The organism is Streptomyces sp. NBC_01017 (assembly GCF_045162795.1).
GTDB classification, from domain to species: Bacteria; Actinomycetota; Actinomycetes; order Streptomycetales; family Streptomycetaceae; genus Streptomyces; species Streptomyces machairae.
On record NZ_CP108683.1, the window covers coordinates 3069414 to 3085858 of the forward strand.

14 protein-coding genes are annotated in these 16445 nt (G+C 73.0%); 3 read left to right on the forward strand and 11 right to left on the reverse strand.

Annotated elements, in window-relative coordinates; all coding sequences use genetic code 11:
- Nucleotides 1-41: 41 nt before the first annotated feature.
- The 10 genes from OG331_RS14140 to OG331_RS14185 form a co-directional block, all read right to left on the reverse strand.
- Nucleotides 42-1592, reverse strand: a complete 1551-nt coding sequence (locus OG331_RS14140) for an ABC transporter ATP-binding protein (protein WP_406195824.1) — start codon at nucleotides 1590-1592, stop codon at nucleotides 42-44.
- On the reverse strand, nucleotides 1589-2392 hold the full coding sequence (locus OG331_RS14145; protein WP_406195827.1) for an ABC transporter permease: 804 nt from the start codon (nucleotides 2390-2392) through the stop codon (nucleotides 1589-1591). The genes OG331_RS14140 and OG331_RS14145 overlap by 4 nt, the downstream gene beginning before the upstream one ends.
- Nucleotides 2389-3342: an ABC transporter permease gene (locus OG331_RS14150; RefSeq protein ID WP_406195830.1), complete on the reverse strand. Its 954-nt coding sequence runs from the start codon at nucleotides 3340-3342 to the stop codon at nucleotides 2389-2391. The genes OG331_RS14145 and OG331_RS14150 overlap by 4 nt, the downstream gene beginning before the upstream one ends.
- Nucleotides 3339-4904, reverse strand: a complete 1566-nt coding sequence (locus OG331_RS14155) for an ABC transporter substrate-binding protein (protein ID WP_406195833.1) — start codon at nucleotides 4902-4904, stop codon at nucleotides 3339-3341. Before OG331_RS14155 ends, OG331_RS14150 begins: the two co-directional genes overlap by 4 nt.
- Before the next feature lie 32 nt (nucleotides 4905-4936).
- Nucleotides 4937-5806 (reverse strand): class I SAM-dependent methyltransferase, encoded by an 870-nt coding sequence (locus OG331_RS14160; RefSeq protein WP_406210015.1) that lies wholly within the window; start codon nucleotides 5804-5806, stop codon nucleotides 4937-4939.
- 245 nt (nucleotides 5807-6051) lie between these two features.
- On the reverse strand, nucleotides 6052-7314 hold the full coding sequence (locus OG331_RS14165; protein ID WP_406195835.1) for an MFS transporter: 1263 nt from the start codon (nucleotides 7312-7314) through the stop codon (nucleotides 6052-6054).
- Nucleotides 7298-8335, reverse strand: coding sequence for a dipeptide epimerase (locus OG331_RS14170; RefSeq protein ID WP_406195837.1), 1038 nt, complete (start codon nucleotides 8333-8335; stop codon nucleotides 7298-7300). The genes OG331_RS14165 and OG331_RS14170 overlap by 17 nt, the downstream gene beginning before the upstream one ends.
- On the reverse strand, nucleotides 8332-9417 hold the full coding sequence (locus OG331_RS14175) for a PLP-dependent cysteine synthase family protein (RefSeq protein ID WP_406195840.1): 1086 nt from the start codon (nucleotides 9415-9417) through the stop codon (nucleotides 8332-8334). The genes OG331_RS14170 and OG331_RS14175 overlap by 4 nt, the downstream gene beginning before the upstream one ends.
- On the reverse strand, nucleotides 9414-10286 hold the full coding sequence (locus OG331_RS14180; RefSeq protein ID WP_406195842.1) for a Rossmann-like domain-containing protein: 873 nt from the start codon (nucleotides 10284-10286) through the stop codon (nucleotides 9414-9416). Before OG331_RS14180 ends, OG331_RS14175 begins: the two co-directional genes overlap by 4 nt.
- Nucleotides 10283-11539, reverse strand: coding sequence for an ATP-grasp domain-containing protein (locus OG331_RS14185; RefSeq protein ID WP_406195845.1), 1257 nt, complete (start codon nucleotides 11537-11539; stop codon nucleotides 10283-10285). Before OG331_RS14185 ends, OG331_RS14180 begins: the two co-directional genes overlap by 4 nt.
- A 150-nt stretch (nucleotides 11540-11689) precedes the next feature.
- On the opposite strand from OG331_RS14185, the gene OG331_RS14190 reads away from it, so the two are divergent.
- From OG331_RS14190 to OG331_RS14200, 3 genes are all read left to right on the forward strand, one after another.
- Nucleotides 11690-13204 carry an alpha/beta hydrolase gene (locus OG331_RS14190; protein ID WP_406195847.1) on the forward strand — a complete coding sequence of 505 codons (1515 nt, stop codon included), beginning with the start codon at nucleotides 11690-11692 and terminating at the stop codon, nucleotides 13202-13204.
- 14 nt (nucleotides 13205-13218) lie between these two features.
- Nucleotides 13219-14718, forward strand: coding sequence for an alpha/beta hydrolase family protein (locus OG331_RS14195; RefSeq protein WP_406195849.1), 1500 nt, complete (start codon nucleotides 13219-13221; stop codon nucleotides 14716-14718).
- 179 nt (nucleotides 14719-14897) lie between these two features.
- On the forward strand, nucleotides 14898-15647 hold the full coding sequence (locus OG331_RS14200) for a DUF4142 domain-containing protein (protein WP_328878524.1): 750 nt from the start codon (nucleotides 14898-14900) through the stop codon (nucleotides 15645-15647).
- Nucleotides 15648-15768: 121 nt separating this feature from the next.
- On the opposite strand, the gene OG331_RS14205 is transcribed toward OG331_RS14200, so the two are convergent.
- The gene (locus OG331_RS14205) at nucleotides 15769-16350 is read right to left on the reverse strand and encodes a hypothetical protein (protein ID WP_406195853.1); all 582 of its coding nucleotides are present in this window, start codon (nucleotides 16348-16350) and stop codon (nucleotides 15769-15771) included.
- Nucleotides 16351-16445 lie beyond the last annotated feature (95 nt).

The following is a 16445-nucleotide window of genomic DNA, read 5'->3' on the forward strand; positions in this document are numbered from 1 at the left end:
GCCTTCCCGTCTCCTCCGCGAAGGTGCCCGGAGGCCGGCTCTCACAGCAGGCTCCCCGACTCCAGCCGCTCCGTCGTCCGCATGAGCGAGAGCGTGAACGGATGCCGGGGCTCCGTCAGGATCCGCTGCGCCGAACCCTGTTCGACCAGTTCGCCCGCGTCCAGTACGGCGATGCGGTGAGCCAGACGTGCGGTGTCCAGGTCGTGGGTGATGAGGACGAGGGACATGCCGTCGTCCCCGCCCACCAGACCCACGAGGACGTCGAGGATGCCCCGCCGGGTGACCGTGTCCAGGCCGGAGGTGACCTCGTCGCAGATCAGCACCCGCGGGCGGGCCAGCAGGGCCCGGGCCAGGGCGGCGCGCTGGAGTTCCCCGCCGGAGAGTTCGCCAGGGCGGCGCAGGGCCAGGTCGTCCGGCAGGCCGAGGCGGTCCAGGGTGGCCGACGCCTCCTGCGTCGCCGACCGTTCGTCGGCGTCGCGCAGGCGTACCGCCGTACGCGCCACCTGGTGCAGCACGGGCCGGTACTCGTCGAAGGCGGCGCGGGCGTCCTGGAAGACGTACTGCACGGCGGCGAGTTGGGCACGGGTGCGGTGCCGCAGGCTGCGCGGGAGCTGCGTGCCGTCGAGCAGGATCTCGCCGTCGTGCCCACGGTGCAGACCCGCGAGGCAGCGGGCGAGTGTGGTCTTGCCGCTGCCGGAACGGCCCACCACGGCGAGGCACTCGCCCGTGTGGAGGGCGAGGCGCGGGGCGCGCAGGACGACGGTCCGGCGATCGTGTACGGCGGTCAAGTCCCGTATTTCCAGGACCGGTCGGCCGGGGTCGTCGCTTGACCCGTCGGGCGGGATCGCGCGTCGTTCGTCGAGCAGGCGGCGGGTCCACTCGTGCCGGGGCGCCGCCCACAGCCGCTGCACCGGGCCCGACTCCACGACCCGGCCCGCGCGCAGGACGAGCACCTCGTCGGCGAGGGCGCGCACCACGTCGAGGTCGTGGCTGAGCAGCACGACCGCGATGCCGCGCGCCGCGACCGCCGCCAACTGCTCGACGATCCGGCTCTTGGTCAACGCGTCCTGACCGGTGGTGGGTTCGTCGGCGACGATCACGCGGGCGCCGAGCAGCAGGGCCTGCGCGAGGACGACACGCTGCTGCTGGCCGCCGGAGAGCTGGTGCGGGTAGCGGCGCAGCAGAGCTTCGCCGTCCGGGAGTTGGGCGTCGGACAGGGCGCTTCGGACCAGGGCGCAGGCTGCCGTACGGCGTTCCGCTCGGCGCAGATGGCGGACCTGAGGGCGAGCCAGGTCGCCGAGGAGGGCACCGATGCGACGGGCCGGATTGAGTACGGCGGCGGGATGCTGAGGCACGTAGCCCACCGGCCCCTCGCCCGCCCGCCACACCTCGCCCGTAACACGGGCGCCTGGCGGGTACTCGCCCAGCAGGGCCAGGCCGGTGGTGGTCTTCCCGCTGCCGGAGGCACCGACCAGGGCGGTCACCTTCCCGGCGCGCACCCTGACATCGACCCCGTCGACGATCGCGCCGCCGTCGACCTCGACGCGCAGGTCGCGGATCTCCGCGACGGCAGTATCAGTTGTCCGGCTCACCGGCGTCCCTTCTTCTCCAGCGCGGCGTCGAAGAGCAGGTTGGTGCCCGTCGTCAGCGCCACGATCAGCAGTGCGGGCACCACCACGGCCCAGGGCTGCACCAGCAGGCCGGTGCGGTTGCGGTCCACCATCACCGCCCAGTCGGCGGCGTCCGGCGCAACCCCGACACCCAGGAACGCGGCCGTCGACACCAGGTACAGCACGCCGGTCAGCCGGATCCCGGCGTCGGCGGCGAGGGTGCGCAGCGCCGAACGGCCGACATGGCCGACGGCGATCCGCCACCAGGTCTCCCCCTGCATGCGCAGCGCCTCCACCGTGGGGCGCGCGGCCGCCTCCCCCGCCGCCGCCCGCACGATCCGGGCCGCGTCGGGCACGTTCACCAGCGCCACGAGCAGCGCGAGCCCGGTCGCTCCCGGCGACAGCACGGAGGCCACGAGCAGGATCAGCAGCAGCGACGGCACGGCGAGCAGCACGTCCAGCGGCCGCATCAGCAGCTCCTCCAGCCCTCGCAGGCGGGTGAGGGCGCTGATGAGCGCGACCGGGACGGCGACGAGGTAGGCGAGCGCGGTCGCGGCCAGTGCGGTGAGGACGACCGTACGGCCGCCCAGCAGGACTTGCCGCCCGACGTCACGGCCCACGAAGTCGGTGCCGAGCCAGTGGCCGTCGCCGAGGGTGAAGGAGGTGGCGCGGGGGCCAGGGTCACCGGCCAACAGCGGTCCGAGGAGGGCCAGGAGGAGGGGCACGGCGACGACGGCGAGGCCGACCACGAAACGGCGACGGCGACCGACGGGCGTTGTCATGCGGCCACCCCCGCGCGAGGCGTGAGCCGGTGGGCCACCAGGTCGGCACCGAGGTTGAGCACGACCGTGAGCACGCCGAACACCACGGCCAGCCCCTGCACCACGGGCACGTCCCGTTCGGCCACGGCATTCAGGAGGACCGTGCCCAGCCCCGGGATGACGAAGAGGGCCTCCACCACGATCACCCCGCACAGCAACCAGTCGACGGTGCGGGCGAGTTGCTGCACGGCCGGGGCGAGGGCGTTCGGCAGGGCGTGGGCGTAGCGGACGCGGGCGCCGGGGACGCCGTAGCGGCGGGCGTGGACGGCGTAGGGGGAGGCGAGGGCGTCGACCATGCCGGCCCGGACCAGGCGGGACAGGGAGCACACCGGACGGGACAGCAGGACCAGCACCGGCAGTACCAGCGCCGCCGGATGGGCGAGCAGGTCGGTGCCGTAGCCGACAGCCGTCGGCGGCAGCCAGGCCAGCTTGAGGGCGAGGACCGTCACCAGCAGGACCCCGAGCGCGAACTCGGGGACCGCGTACACGGCCAGTGTCACCGAGCTGACCAGCCGGTCGACGAGCCGTCCCTCGTGGCGGGCGGCGAGTACGCCGAGGCCGAAGCCGAGCGGGACGAGCAGCGTCAGCGTGAGCGCGGCCAGCAGCAGGGTCGGGCCGAAGCCATCGGCTATGTACCGGGTGACCGGGCGGCCGGAGGTCAGGGACGTGCCGAGGTCGCCGTGCACCAGGCCCGTCGCCCACGCTGCGAACCGCTCGTACGCCGGCCGGTCCAGGTCCAGCGCCTCACGGATCGCGGCGATGCGCGCGGGGTCCGGCTGGTCGCCCGCCAGGGCAACGGCCGCGTCGCCCGGCAGCGCCTCGGTGAGCGCGAAGACCAGCAGCACGACGGCCATGGTCTGTGCGGCGCCGAGCAGCAGCCGCCGGGCGACGAAGGAGCGCAGTCCGCTCACGCGAGCCACACCTTGTCGAAGCGGGCCCAGTCGACGGTGTTGGCGGGGGCCTTGGTCTCAACTCCCTTCACCGTGCGGGCGGTTCCGATGATCCAGTCGGCGAAGCCCCAGATGAGAAAGCCGCCCTCGGCGTACAGACGGCGCTGCATACGCTCGTACACGGCCGCACGCTCAGCCTTGTCGCGGATGGACTGGGCCTGCTGGTAGAGGCCGTCGAAGTCCTTGTGCTGCCACTTGGTGGCGTTGGTGGTGGAGTCGGTGAGCAGCCGCTGGGAGATGTGGGACTCGATGGGCATGGCGCCGGAGCGGTAGCAGCACAGGGTGCCGCCGTCGAGGATGTCGCTCCAGTACGAGTCCTTGCCGCCCATCCTGACGTCGATCGTGACGCCCGCCTTCGCGGCCTGGTCGCGGAAGATGCCGGCCGCCTCGGTGAACCCCGCGGCGACGGCCGACGTGTCCAGGCTGACCTTGAGTTTCTCGGCGCCTGCCTGCTTGAGCAGGGAGCGCGCCTTGTCGAGGTCCTGGGTGCGCTGCGGCAGATCGGCGGCGTAGTACTCGTATCCCTTGCCGAACAGGTCGTTGCCGATCTCGCCCGCGCCGGACAGGGCGCCGTCGACGAGTTCCTTACGGTCGGCGATCAGGAAGAACGCCTCGCGGACCCGCTTGTCGTCGAAGGGCGCCCGGTCGGTCTTCATGCAGAAGGCCTGCATGGCGCTGTTGCGCAGCCGCACGATCTCGATCTGACCCCGGCCCTCATGGGCGCGGGCGGTGGTCGGGTTGAGTTCGTGCGCGTACTCGACCTGGCCGCCGAGGAGGGCGTTGACCCGGGCGGACTCCTCGTTGGCGACGACGAACTCGACCTCGTCGAGGAGCGGGGCGCCGTCCCAGTAGGCGTCGTTGCGGCGGAACACGGCCGAGCGGCCCGGCGCGAAGGAAACGAACCGGAAGGGGCCCGATCCGATCGGTTTGTCGTCGAACTCGGTGGCGTTCTCGGGGACGATGTACGCGCCGAACGCGGCCAGGACGTTGGGGAATTCGGCGGTGGGGCGCTTGAGCACGAACTCGATGCTCCGCGCGCCGGTCGCCCGGCTGGCGTCGAGGTCGATGGGCTCCAGGGACGCCTTGGCCCGGAACGCCTGCTCGGGGTCGGCGATTCGGCGGTAGCTGTAGAGGACGTCCTTGGCGGTGACGGGGCTGCCGTCGTGGAAGGTGGCCTCGCGGAGGGTGACCTGCCAGCGGTCGAGGGTCTTGTTGGACTCCCACTTCTCGGCGAGGCGGGGCCGGGCGGAGAGGTCGGCGCCGTAGTCGGCGAGCTTGTCGAAGAGGGCCTTGGATCGGGCCACGTCTGCGAAGAGATTGCCCAGGTGCGGGTCGAGGGTCTCGCTCGCACCGCCCCCGGCGAACGCGGCACGCAGCCGTCCGCCGCGCTTGGGGCTGCCGGAGGCGCCTGCCGCCTTGTCGTCCGTGCCGCCTGAGCAGCCGACGAGGGCGAGGGCGGCGGCGCCTGAGGTGGCGGCGAGGAAGCCGCGGCGGCGCAGACCGGGGAAGCGTTCGTCGTGCATGACTGTGTGTCCTTCGTTGCAGATGATGCGTGTCAGAGGGTGTGCCGGCGGCGCGCGACGACGTGCAGCCGGTCCGCGTCCGTGACGGTTCCCGGCAACTGGCCGACCTGCCAGGGAGGTTCGGTGCGCGGGCCGGGGCCGTCGTGCAGTTCGAGCACCTCGAATCCGTTCGCGGCGAGGAAGTGGCGTAGCTCGTGCGGGAACAGCAACCGCCATGCGGAGTGCTGTTCGACGGGAGCTACGTCACCGCCGTCGCCGCCGGTCCATACGCGGGTACGGCGCAGGAGTTGCTCCGTGCGGTCGACGGTCAGGGTGGTTTCCGACCGGTACGCGGCGCCCTGCCAGGTGAACGTGGTGACGGACGGGGTGTCGAGGAGGTCCGTACGGCCCAGGAAATAGGCGCCGTTACGCATCTCCGCGACCAGCAGCCCGCCGGGCGCGAGGCCGTGACGGCAGGAGGTGAGGAAACCGTCGAGCTGGTCGTTGGTGTGGCAGTACAGCAGGGAGCTGTCCAGACAGACGACCGCGTCGAAGGCGGCCCGGCCCAGGTCGAACCCGTGCAGGTCGGCCCGTACGTAGGCCGGTCCCGGATGCCGGCAACGGGCGTACGCCAGCATCGCCTCGGAGAGATCGGCGCCGGTCACCGTACGGCCGGCGGAGTGCAGGTGGGCGGCGTCCCGCCCGGTGCCACAGCCCATGTCGAGGACCCGCGGTCCGGCACCGTGGCGGCGGAGGCAGTTCTCGGCCCAGCGCCCGGCGAGCCGGTCGGGATCGGGGAAGCGGGCCTCGTAGAGGGCGGGGTTGTCGGTGAGGAGGTTGCGGTGGTCGGCCGGGGCGTCGGGGGCGGGGGTGCCCTGGCCGTGCGGACGGCCGCCGGGAACGGGGGCGCCGTGCGCGCCCACATCGCGGCCGACGGAGTCGCAGCCTTCGCCAGCTGCGGCGGCAGCCACAGGCCCGTCCAGACCGACGCGCCCGGAAGCGGCTCCCTGGCCTCCACCGGCCCGCTCGCCCGCCGCCGCGACGGCCACGCCGGGCTGCCGGCCGCCCGGCTCACCGGCAGCAGCACCCTGCCACCGGCCGCCCGCGCGCCGCTCCACGTCCGCTCCCCCCGGCCCACCCCGCCCCGGGCCAACTCCGCGCGCCGCACTCACGCGTTGCTCCTCTCCTCGTCCCGCACCGGGGCCGCCGCCGCGGGATTCGCCGGCAGAGCACCGCGCCGCTGCAGCCACGCCACCCCGCCCGCCGAGGCCAGCCCGAAGAGCGCACAGCACACCCAGGGCAGCCACGCACGGCCGCCGCTCTCCCCCGCGTCCATGGCCCAGCCGACGACGGCATTGCCCACGGCCGCGGCGATGCCGGAGACGACGTAGAAGATGCCGAAGTACGTGCCGGTCAGTTCGGGGCGGCCGAAGCGCGGGATCAGCTCCATCACGAAGGGCGAGGCGACCATGACGCCGAGGTAGAGCAGGAGCGCGCCGAGCAGCACGGGTATCGCGTCGAGCCACCCGGCGGGTCCCGTGCCCGCCACCAGGGCCGGCGGCAGGAAGGCCAGGCCCATCACCGCTAGGCCGACGGCTGTCCAACCCGCCCTGCTGCCACGGGACTTGAGGCTGCGTGTGATTCTCAGCTGGAGCGCCAGGTTCGCCACCGTGCCGACGAGGAAGACGATGCCCGCGGCGCCGTCCCAGCCGGTGGCCTGGCGGGCCCCGTCGGGCAGCAGCAGGTAGAGCTGGTTCTCCAGGGTGAACATGCCGACCATGGCGAGGGCGAAGGCCAGGAAGGCCCGGTTGCCGAGTACCTCGCGCCAGTCCCCGAGGACACCGCTCCCGCTGGGCTCGACCTCGCGCGCCGGCAGGACGAGGGCCTGGGCGATCGTGAGCACCGCGAAGATCCCGGCGGCGGTCAGCGCGGACGTACGGAAGTCGACGAGGAGCAGGGCGCTGCCCAGCAGCGGGCCTATCAAGGCGCCCGTCGTCGCGAAGACGTTGAACAGCGCGAACGCCTCCGCCTTCCGCTCTCCCGCCTCCTGTGCGAGATAGGCCCGCACGGCCGGGTTGAACAGGGCCCCCGCGAGCCCGCTGAGCACGGACGCGGCGAGCAGCACGGGCAGCCCGTCCCCCAGCGCGAACAACGCGAACCCGACGGTCCGCAGGGCGCACCCGGCGATGATGACGCCCCGCGCCCCCAGCCGGTCCGCTGCCGAGCCGCCGATGATGAACAGGCCCTGCTGGCTGAGGTTGCGCACGCCGAGCACGACGCCGACGACGGCCGCCGACATGCCCAGGTTCTGGCCGAGGTGCGTGGCGAGGTACGGGATGAGGAGGTAGAAGCCGACGTTGACGCCGAGCTGGTTGACGAGGAGCAGCTGCACGGCGAGCGGGAAGCGCCGCATCTCATGCCACGTCCTCATGGGCCGCCACCTCCTCGACTCCCAGACCGGGACGGGTGCTTGCCTGTACGAAGCCGTCCGCTCCGCCGATCCCGTGCCACGGGTCGTGCGCGAGCAGCAGATGCCCGTCGAGGTCGGTCCAGCGGGCGCGGTCGGCCAGGTGGACGGCGGGTGCCAGGCCGAGGGTGCTGGCGGTGAGGCAGCCGAGCATCAGGTCGGTGCCGCTGCCCTCGATCGCCTCGGCGATCCGCAGGGCCGCGTGGACGCCCCCGCACTTGGCGAGCTTGACGTTGACGCCCTGGACGCGCCCGGCCAGTCGCCGGACGTCGGCCAGTGACACGGCGTCCTCGTCGGCGATGACGGGCAGCGGCGACTTCTCGGCGAGGGCGCCGAGCGCCTCCGGGTCGCCGGGCGTCAGAGGCTGTTCGACGGCCTCGACCCCGAGCGCGGCGAACCGGGGCAGCAACCGCTCGGCCTCCGCCACGCTCCAGGCCCCGTTCGGGTCCAGCAGCAGCCGCACGTGGGGGGCCGCGTCACGGATGACCCGCACACGCTCCACGTCGTCCTCGGAGTCGGACGAGCCCGCCTTCACCTTGAGGATCTCGAATCCGCTCGCGGCGAGGCGCCGGGCCTCGGCCGCCGCATGCGCGAGCGAGGTGATACCGATGGTGCGTGCGGTGGGGACACGGAACGACGTCGGGGTCCCCACGAGACGGTGGACGGGCACACCGTCCCGCTTGCCCATGAGATCCAGCAGCGCGGACTCGACGGCAGCCGTGACGGCGGCAGGTGCGCCACCGGAGGGCAGGGCCCGCAGGGCACCCTCGGGATCGGCGAACCGGTCCAGAGGGACGGCTGAGATGAGCCGTACGAGCGTGTCGGCGTCCAGCCCGTAGTACACGCTGCTGACGGCCTCGCCGTATCCGGTCACTCCGTCGTGCTCGACGCCCAGCCACACGGCGTCGCGGGCGGTCATGGTGGAGCGGGAGATGCGCAGCGGCTCGGCGAGTTCGAGCCGTACGGTGCGCAGGTGAATCTTCACGGTGTCCTTCCGGGAGAGAGCGGATCGGCCACCCGGGCGCACCGCATCCATCCGCTCGCCTCGGCGGCGTACGGGTGCGGCATCTCCACGGGCCGGGTGGCGGCGCCGGCGAGGTCGAGGCCGTGGGCGGCGATGAAGTCGTCGTCGTAGACGGTGCCGAGGTAGCGGTGCGGCCCGTCGGGGAACACGGTGGCGACGACCGCCCCCGGGTGCACGCAGGCCGCCCAGGCGGCGACCCGCGCGACGGCGCCCGTGCTCCAGCCGCCGCTGACGAAGCTGCCCCGGGCGAGCCTGCGGCAGCTGTCCACGGCCTCGGCGGGGCCGATCCAGTGGACCTCGTCGAAGGCGTCGTAGGCGACGTTGCGCGGGTGGATGCTACTGCCGAGGCCGCGCATCAGGCGGGGCCGGGCGGGCTGGCCGAAGATCGTGGAGCCGGTGGCGTCGACGCCGATGAGCCGCAGCGCGGGCCAGTGCCGGCGCAGCGGGCCGATGATGCCGGCGCTGTGGCCGCCCGTGCCGACGCTGCACACCAGGATGTCCAGGTGGTCGAGCTGGGCGGAGAGCTCCGCGGCCAGGGAGGCGTAACCGGCTGTGTTGTCGGGGTTGTTGTACTGGTCCGGCCAGTAGGCGCCGGGGAGTTCGGCGAGCAGTTCACGCAGCCGGCCCAGCCGAGCCGCCTGCCAGCCGCCCTGCGGTGCGGGGCGGTCGACGATCTCCAGGCGGACCCCGTGCGCGCGCAGCAACTGCCGCATGGACGGCTCCAGTTCGCTGTCGCCGACCAGTACGACGGGATGGCCGAGTGCCTGTCCCGCGAAGGCGAGCCCGATGCCGAGCGTGCCCGAGGTGGATTCCACCACCGGGGCACCGGGCCGCAGTTCGCCGCGCTCCCGCGCACCGAGCAGCATCGACACGGCGGCCCTCGCCTTCATGCCGCCCGCCGCGAGCCCTTCGAGCTTGGCCCAGAAACCGGGGTGGGCGTGCGGCAGTTCGGCGCCGACCCGGACGACGGGCGTACGGCCGAGCAGGGCGAGCAACTCGGGGCGGGCGGTGGGACGTACGGCGGTGGCGGTGGTCGGGGTCATCGCTCACCGCCGGGACAGCTGTGGCGATCGACGACGTCGGCGGACCTGTACCGATGGACGATCCCGGGGCCGCCGTCGAGCCAGAAGAACGGGTACGGCTCCGCGCACACCGCGCTCACGCCGTACCCCAGGAAGCGGGGCAGCACCGCGCTGCCGGTCTGCGCAAACATCACCAGCTGCTTGCCGTGCCGCAGCGCGTGCCGCCGCAGCGGTTCGAAGGTGCCGTTGCCCAGGGTCATCCCGGACACCAGCAGCGCGTCGCAGCCCGCAGCAGCGGTGAGCGCGTCCGTGACGAACGGCTCGCCCCACTCCGTGGCGCCGCCCTTGAGGTCGCACGGGACATAGCCGAGACCGCGCGAACGCAGCGCCGCCAGCAGGGAGTTGACGACCCCGACCACCAGCACGGTGCTCCCGGGCGGCAGGTCGAGCAGCTCGACCACGGCGCCGGCCCGCGCCGTGGACTTCTCCAGCGACGACCCGGCGGGCAGGGCGACGGGCCGCGCCCCGTGGTCCGGGGTGTGCGGGGTGATGTGCATCAGGTAGGCGTCGAGGGCGGCCACCCGCACGGCAGGCACCGGATGATCGAGGAGCCGTGCAATGTCGGCGCCGACGCAGTCGTCGAGCGCGCCGTCGGGCAGTTCGCCGGGCTCGACGGCGCATGACCCGACGGCCTCGGCGAGCCGGAGGCTGAGCACCTCGTTGCGGTAGCCGGTACCGCGCCCGTCGTGCCGTACGGCCTGCCGGGTGGTGAAGGCGACGGCGATCCGCTGCGTGCGGGGGTCGGGGCCCAGGGCGCCCGCGCGGACGTGGGCGACCAGGTCGTCGTACGTCCGGTGCAGTGCCGTGGGCGAGGCGTTGACGGTGGTCACCGGATCACCAGCCCCGCGCGCAGCCCGGCCAGCAGGCCTTCGACGCGGTCGCGGGCGCCGGGCCCGTCGGGGTCGCCGGTCATGACGTGACCCAGGTACTCGTTGTTGCTGCCGGCCGCCTTGACCACCTTGCCGGTCTCGGCGAGCTGTACCTCCAGCACGCCGGGCAGGCCGGTCAGTCGATGTCCGTCGAGCGCCTCCAGCGTGCCCGCGCGCTCCGGGACGAGGAAGCCGATGGCTGCACTGCGCAGCCCGGTGTCCGTGCGCCTGAGGTCGGGCCTGCGGCCGAGGGCGACGTCCACGCAGGCGGCGGCGAGGTCGATGCCGGTGACGTGGCGGACGAGCTCGGTGATGCGGTTGCCGGCGGGCCGGGGGTTGACCTCGACCACGCGCGGTCCGGCGGAGGTCAGCTTGATCTCGGTGTGCGCCACGACCCCGTCCGTCAGCCCGAGCGCCTTGAGCGCGCCGAGCGTGGTCTGTTCGGCGGCCTCGATGTCGGCGAGCGGCAGAGCGGCGGGGAACATGTGGCCGGTCTCGACGAAGGCGGGTGCCGAGCCGATGCTCTTGTCGGTGACGCCGACCATGTGCACGGCTCCCGCGTACGACACGGTCTCGACGCTCACCTCGGGGCCGTCGAGGAGTTCTTCGAGGAGGACGGCGGGGGTGCGCCGCTGCCCACGGGCGTTGACCGGGAAGGCACCCAACGCCCTTACCGCGTCGGCAAGTTGACCCTCGTCGTCCACGCGACGCACGAACATGCCCGCGCACAGGTCGACCGGCTTGACGACCAGCGGGTAGCCGATCTCCTGCGCGGCCCGCGCGAGGTCGGCCCACTCCTCGTACACGGCGAAGCGCGGTCCGGGCAGGCCCGCGTCGGCGAGGACCCGGCGGGTGGCGTCCTTGCGGCAGGCGTTCTCCACCGCCTCGGGGCCGGGGCCGGGCAGACCGAGGTGCCCGGCGATCCGCGCCACCGTCGGCAGGTAGTAGTCGCAGGAGGTGATCACCCCGTCGAAGCCCAGCACCGGGTGCAGCCGCTCCACCTCGGGCAGCAGGGCGTCGAGGTCATTGGTGTCGGTCGTGATCACATTGCGCGCGCCGAGCAGCGGATGCGCCGCCCCCTCGGGCGCCGAGCGCAGGTAGTGATGCAGGTCACGGGTGAGGAACGTGAACTCGTGCCCGCCCTCGCGGATGGCGCGCGGCAGCAGTCTGCTCATCGATCCGACCCAGCTCTCGACCACCAGCAGATGAGCCACAACTCCCCTTTTCATGACGTGAGTTCGGACGGCAGGGCAGCCCGGAGGACCCCTCGGCGGGAGGGGACCCGGACTTGACTGGCACACGCTATCGATAATCATTTTCATTTGCCACCCCGTTCTTACCCGCTTCGGAGAATCGGAGAGACCTTGACCGCCCTGCCCCGCCCGACCGCCCTGCTGTGCGCCCTGCTGGCCGCGGCAGCCCTGCTCCCCACGACCGGCCCCGCCCGGGCGACGGCCGCGACGGCCGCCCTCACCTTCGGCGCCTGCCCGGACTCCGTACCGACGCCGCCCGCACCCGACCGCGTGGAATGCGGCCGCCTCACCGTCCCGCTCGACCGTGGGCACCCGTCCGGCCCGAGCATCGAGATCGCCGTCTCCCGCGTCCCCGCCTCCGGTACGCCGGCCGAGCGGCGCGGCATCCTGCTGGTGAACCCCGGCGGGCCGGGCGGCTCCGGGCTCCCCTACGCGGTGACCAAGCGCGCCAAACTCCCCGCGAGCGTGCGGCGTTCGTACGACGTCATCGGCTTCGACCCGCGGGGCGTGGGCCACAGCGCGCCGGCCGGCTGCGGCGCGATGGGCGGTCTGTTCGCCGCTCCCGGTGCCGACCCGGTGCCGACGACCCCTCAGACCGAGCGGTCGTACCTCACGTCACTGCGCGACCTGGCCGACGACTGCGCGACGGGCGCGGGCAAGGCGGTGCTGCCGTACCTGTCCACCGAGCAGACCGCGGACGACATGGACGCGATCCGCGCCGCGCTGGGCGAGCCGCGGACCAGCTTCCTCGGTGTCTCGTACGGCACCTACCTGGGCGCGGCGTACGCGGCGCGCTTTCCGCACCGGGTCGGCCGCATGGTGCTGGACAGCGTGGTCGGGCCCTGGGACTGGTACGACTTCGACGTGATCCAGAGCCGGGCGATGCTGCGTGCCCGGGACACGTTCTTCGCCTGGACCACCGCGCACGCCGGGCGCTTCGGGCTGGGCGGCGACGCGGGCGCCGTGCGGCGTTCGTATCTGCGCGTACGCCAGGGCCTGGCCGCGCGACCGGTCGACGGCTTCGGGCCGGCGGAGTTCGACCGCGCCGTCTACCGCGCCCTCGGCCGCACGGAACGCTGGACGGGGCTCGCCGACGGGCTGCGCGCCTACCTGTCGGAGGGGAGCGTGGCCGGCCTGCGCCCCGCAGCCGCCTTCGACAGCCCGGAGTCCCGCAACTACGAGGCCGCCAACCGGATCGTGAAGTGCGCGGACGGTCCGGGGCCGACGCCCCGGCAGGTCGTGGCAGACATACGGCACATACGACGTGCCGACCCGCAGCCGGTCCTGACCGGCATGGAGGCGTCGGCCTGCGCGTACTGGCACCACCGCCCCGCGCGGCGCACCCCGCTGGGCAGTCCGGCCGCCCCTCCCGTCCTGCTGGTCGCCTCCGCGCACGACCCGGTGACCCCGATCGAGGGCGCCCGTCGCCTGCGCGAACTGCTGCCCGGATCGCGGCTGGTGACGCTCGACGACGACTACTCGCACGGCGTGTTCGCCAGCCGGGGCAACGCCTGCGTGGACGGGGCCGTGGCGGGCTATCTCGTCGACGGGGAGGTGCCTGTGGCGGACGTGCGCTGCGCCGGGCCGGGACTTCCGGTCCCGGCGGCGGCTGCTCCGTCCGAATGATCTTCCCGTAGGGCGTGTACCTCGTCTCCCAGCGCTCGGTGAGCTGGGCGACGAGGAACAGGCCCAGTGCTGCCCTCGTCCGTGCCCGGGGCGCGGTCGCGGAGCAGGCGCAGCTGGACGGGGCCGGTGGCGTGGCGGAGCGCGTGGGTGACCAGTTCGCCGGCGACCGGTTCGGTGGTGATCGCCGGGCCGTCGAGGCACCGGGCGGCGAGCCGGTCGGCGACCGCGACCCGCGCGCGGGAGACGACCGCCGGGTCGCAGGGCAGCACGGGGCTGCTGAGGCGCCGCCGAGCCGCTGCGCCATCCGCCCCTGCGCGTCACAGAGCGCGACAGCCACGCCCACGTCGGTAGCCGCACACCGCTCCTGGGCCTGCGGTGACCGGGAGTGCCCGGAACACCGTGGCACCGGCACGCCGCAGCACGAGCCAACCGTGGCGGAGCGCGGGATACTTGGCCGCATGCGGTACCCGCGGTGCCTGGCCCGTCTCGCGGTCGGGCTGGTGCTGGTGCTCGTGACCGCCGTCGGCTGTACCGGTAACGGCGGTGACGGGGACGAACCGGCGCGTACGGATCCCCCGGCGTCGAGCCGAGTACCAGGTGAGGGCAGTCCGAGCGCCGCCACGCCCACCCCCTCCCCGACCCCCGCCGACCCGGTCTCCCTCCCGGCCCTGATCCAGCGCGAGCACCGCGGCTCCGACCTGCGCCTCGGTGCCGTACGCGTCCGCACCGACGCCTACACGCAGTACGCCGTCACGTACCGGTCCAACGGCCTGAAGATCTCCGGCATCATGAACGTCCCCACCGGCAAGGGCCCCTTCCCGGCGCTGGTCCTGGCACACGGCTACATCGACCCGGACGTGTACAGGACCGGCCAGGGCATGCCCCGGGAGCAGGACCTCCTCGCCCGCAACGGCTACGTCGTCCTGCACACCGACTACCGCAACCACGCGGGCTCCGACGACGACCCCGACAACGACGTGAACCTCCGTCTCGGCTACACCGAGGACGTCATCGCCGCCGTCCATGCGTTGCGCTCCGCCGCCCGGCCGGACGTCGACGACGACCGGATCGGCCTGCTGGGGCGGTCGATGGGCGGTGGGGTCGTGTACAACACGCTGGTCGTGGCGCCCGGTCTCGTCGACGCCGCCGTCGCGTTCGCGCCGGTCAGCTCGCGCCCCGAGCAGAACATCGACCACTTCCAGCGCCCCGAGGGCGACCCGCTCGTCGACGAGATCGAGGCCGCGCACGGCACCCCCGAGGAGAACCCCGAGTTCTGGCGGCAGGTCTCGCCGATCACCTACGTCGACCGGGTCACCGAGCCCCTGCTGATCCACCACGGGACCGCCGACGACACCTGCCCCCTGGCCTGGACGAGGACGACCGTCGCGGCGTTCGAGGCGGCGGGCAAGGACGTGGAGCTGCGGACGTACCGGGGTGAGGGGCACACGTTCGGGCCACGGTGGCCGGACTCCATGGAGGCGACGATGGCCTTCTTCGAGCGCCACCTGCGCTGAGCCCCCGCTTGCTCCGGACCCGACGCAGACGCGCCTGAGAGCCGCCAACCCCCGATCGCGCCGCCGCACATGTGACGCACCACGCACAACGAACCGCAAGTTTTTTCGCGCGGCGGTGATTGTTTCGCGCGTGGCGTCCGTACCTCCTGGGGTAGCAGCCGTTCATCTCTGGAGGCACGATGCCCATCTCGCGCCGCATGGTAGGAACCGTCTTCGTGGGAGGCGCCCTCGTCCTGACCCTCTCCGCCCTTGCCTACCCGGCCATGCTGGGCGTGGAGACCACCTCCGCCAACCAGGACCGAGTCATCGCCAACACGCAGTACGGTCCGCTGACCGAGGCCGACCGGGACTTCGTGGTCAAGGTCCGCGCGGCAGGCCTGTGGGAGCACCCGCTGGGCATGATGGCGATGCAGCGGGGCACGACCCCGGAGATGAAGGAAGCCGGCGAGCACCTGGTCGTCGGACACGCCCGGCTCGACCTCGCCTGCCGAAAGCTCGCGTCCGAGCTGAACATCACGCTGCCCAACCAGGCCAGCCCGCAGCAGCAGCAGTTCGTGGCGACGGTGGATTCCAAGACGGGCAAGGAGTTCGACGCCACGGGTGTCGCGATCATGCGGGTGACACACGGGCAGATCTTCCCGGCGATCGCGAAGATCCGGGGCACCACGCAGAACAGTCTGGTCCGTCAGCTGGCCGACCTGGCGAACGACACCGTGCTCGACCACATGACGGTGTTGGAGAAGACGGGAATGGTCAACTTCGACGCCAACAACTTCCAGCAGACCTCGCCGCCGAAGCTCCCGAAGGACCAGATGACGCCGCCCGCGCCCCAGCCGGGCTCGCCGGTCCTCACGCTGGCGATCCCGAAGGGCCTGGAGGACCTGAACACCGCGTCCCCGTCGGCGCTGCCGAGCGCGGACGTCAAGTAGCGGACGTCAAGTAGCGGACGTCGCACAGCGGAGCGGAGGTCGGGCAACGACAGCCGCGGCGCCCCGGAGTTCCCTCCGGGGCGCCGTCACGTGCGCCGGGACGCCGTATCGGCGCGTCTCCTCAGCCCGTCTTCCGCCCCCACGGCGTGTCCAGCCGCTCCCACTCCGCGCCCCACTCGTCCAGCCGACGCCGCTCCAGCCCCAGCCGTACCACCCAGGCCGACCCCAGCACGATGCCGGCGGCGGCCGCCCCGGCCAGGATGCCGCCGGCGACCGAGTGCAGCTGCATCTCGCTCTCGGACAGCGGTTCGTTGGCGATGACGCCGTTGCGGTCGGTCCACACCTCGACCTTGCTGCCCGCATGCGTCTTGGGCGGTACCCGTGCCTCATCGGTGTGGGTCGTGCCGTCCGGGTCGGTCCAGCGGACGGTGGTCCACACGAGATGGTCGGTGGTGACCCGCGAGGCCCCCGGATCCTCCGCATCCATCACGAGTACGGCCGTCACCCTGCGGCTCTCGGCCCGTTGCTGCTCCGCCGAGGCCACCACCGCGTCCGCCGCAGCGATGCCCGCGAACAGGGCAGCGACCAGCGCGAACAGCCAGCCGCACAGCACGACCCAGGCCTCGATGACGTCGCTGCGCCGCCTCAGCGGGCTGCGCCGCCACCGCCACAGCCGCACCGTAGAACATCCGGAAGCAGCCACGCCGACACCCCCTTGAGCACCGACAGCACCTCTCCAGTGTGCGCCCACGTGCCGTCGCGCGCGCGTGCTCAGGCATCATTGAGTGCACCATTGAA

Coding starts and splice junctions, on each gene's coding strand:
- OG331_RS14145 (WP_406195827.1), bottom strand. CDS start 2,392: ATGACAACGCCCGTCGGTCGCCGTCGCCGTTTCGTGGTCGGCCTCGCC.
- OG331_RS14155 (WP_406195833.1), bottom strand. CDS start 4,904: ATGCACGACGAACGCTTCCCCGGTCTGCGCCGCCGCGGCTTCCTCGCC.
- OG331_RS14165 (WP_406195835.1), bottom strand. CDS start 7,314: ATGAGGACGTGGCATGAGATGCGGCGCTTCCCGCTCGCCGTGCAGCTG.
- OG331_RS14175 (WP_406195840.1), bottom strand. CDS start 9,417: ATGACCCCGACCACCGCCACCGCCGTACGTCCCACCGCCCGCCCCGAG.
- OG331_RS14200 (WP_328878524.1), top strand. CDS start 14,898: ATGCCCATCTCGCGCCGCATGGTAGGAACCGTCTTCGTGGGAGGCGCC.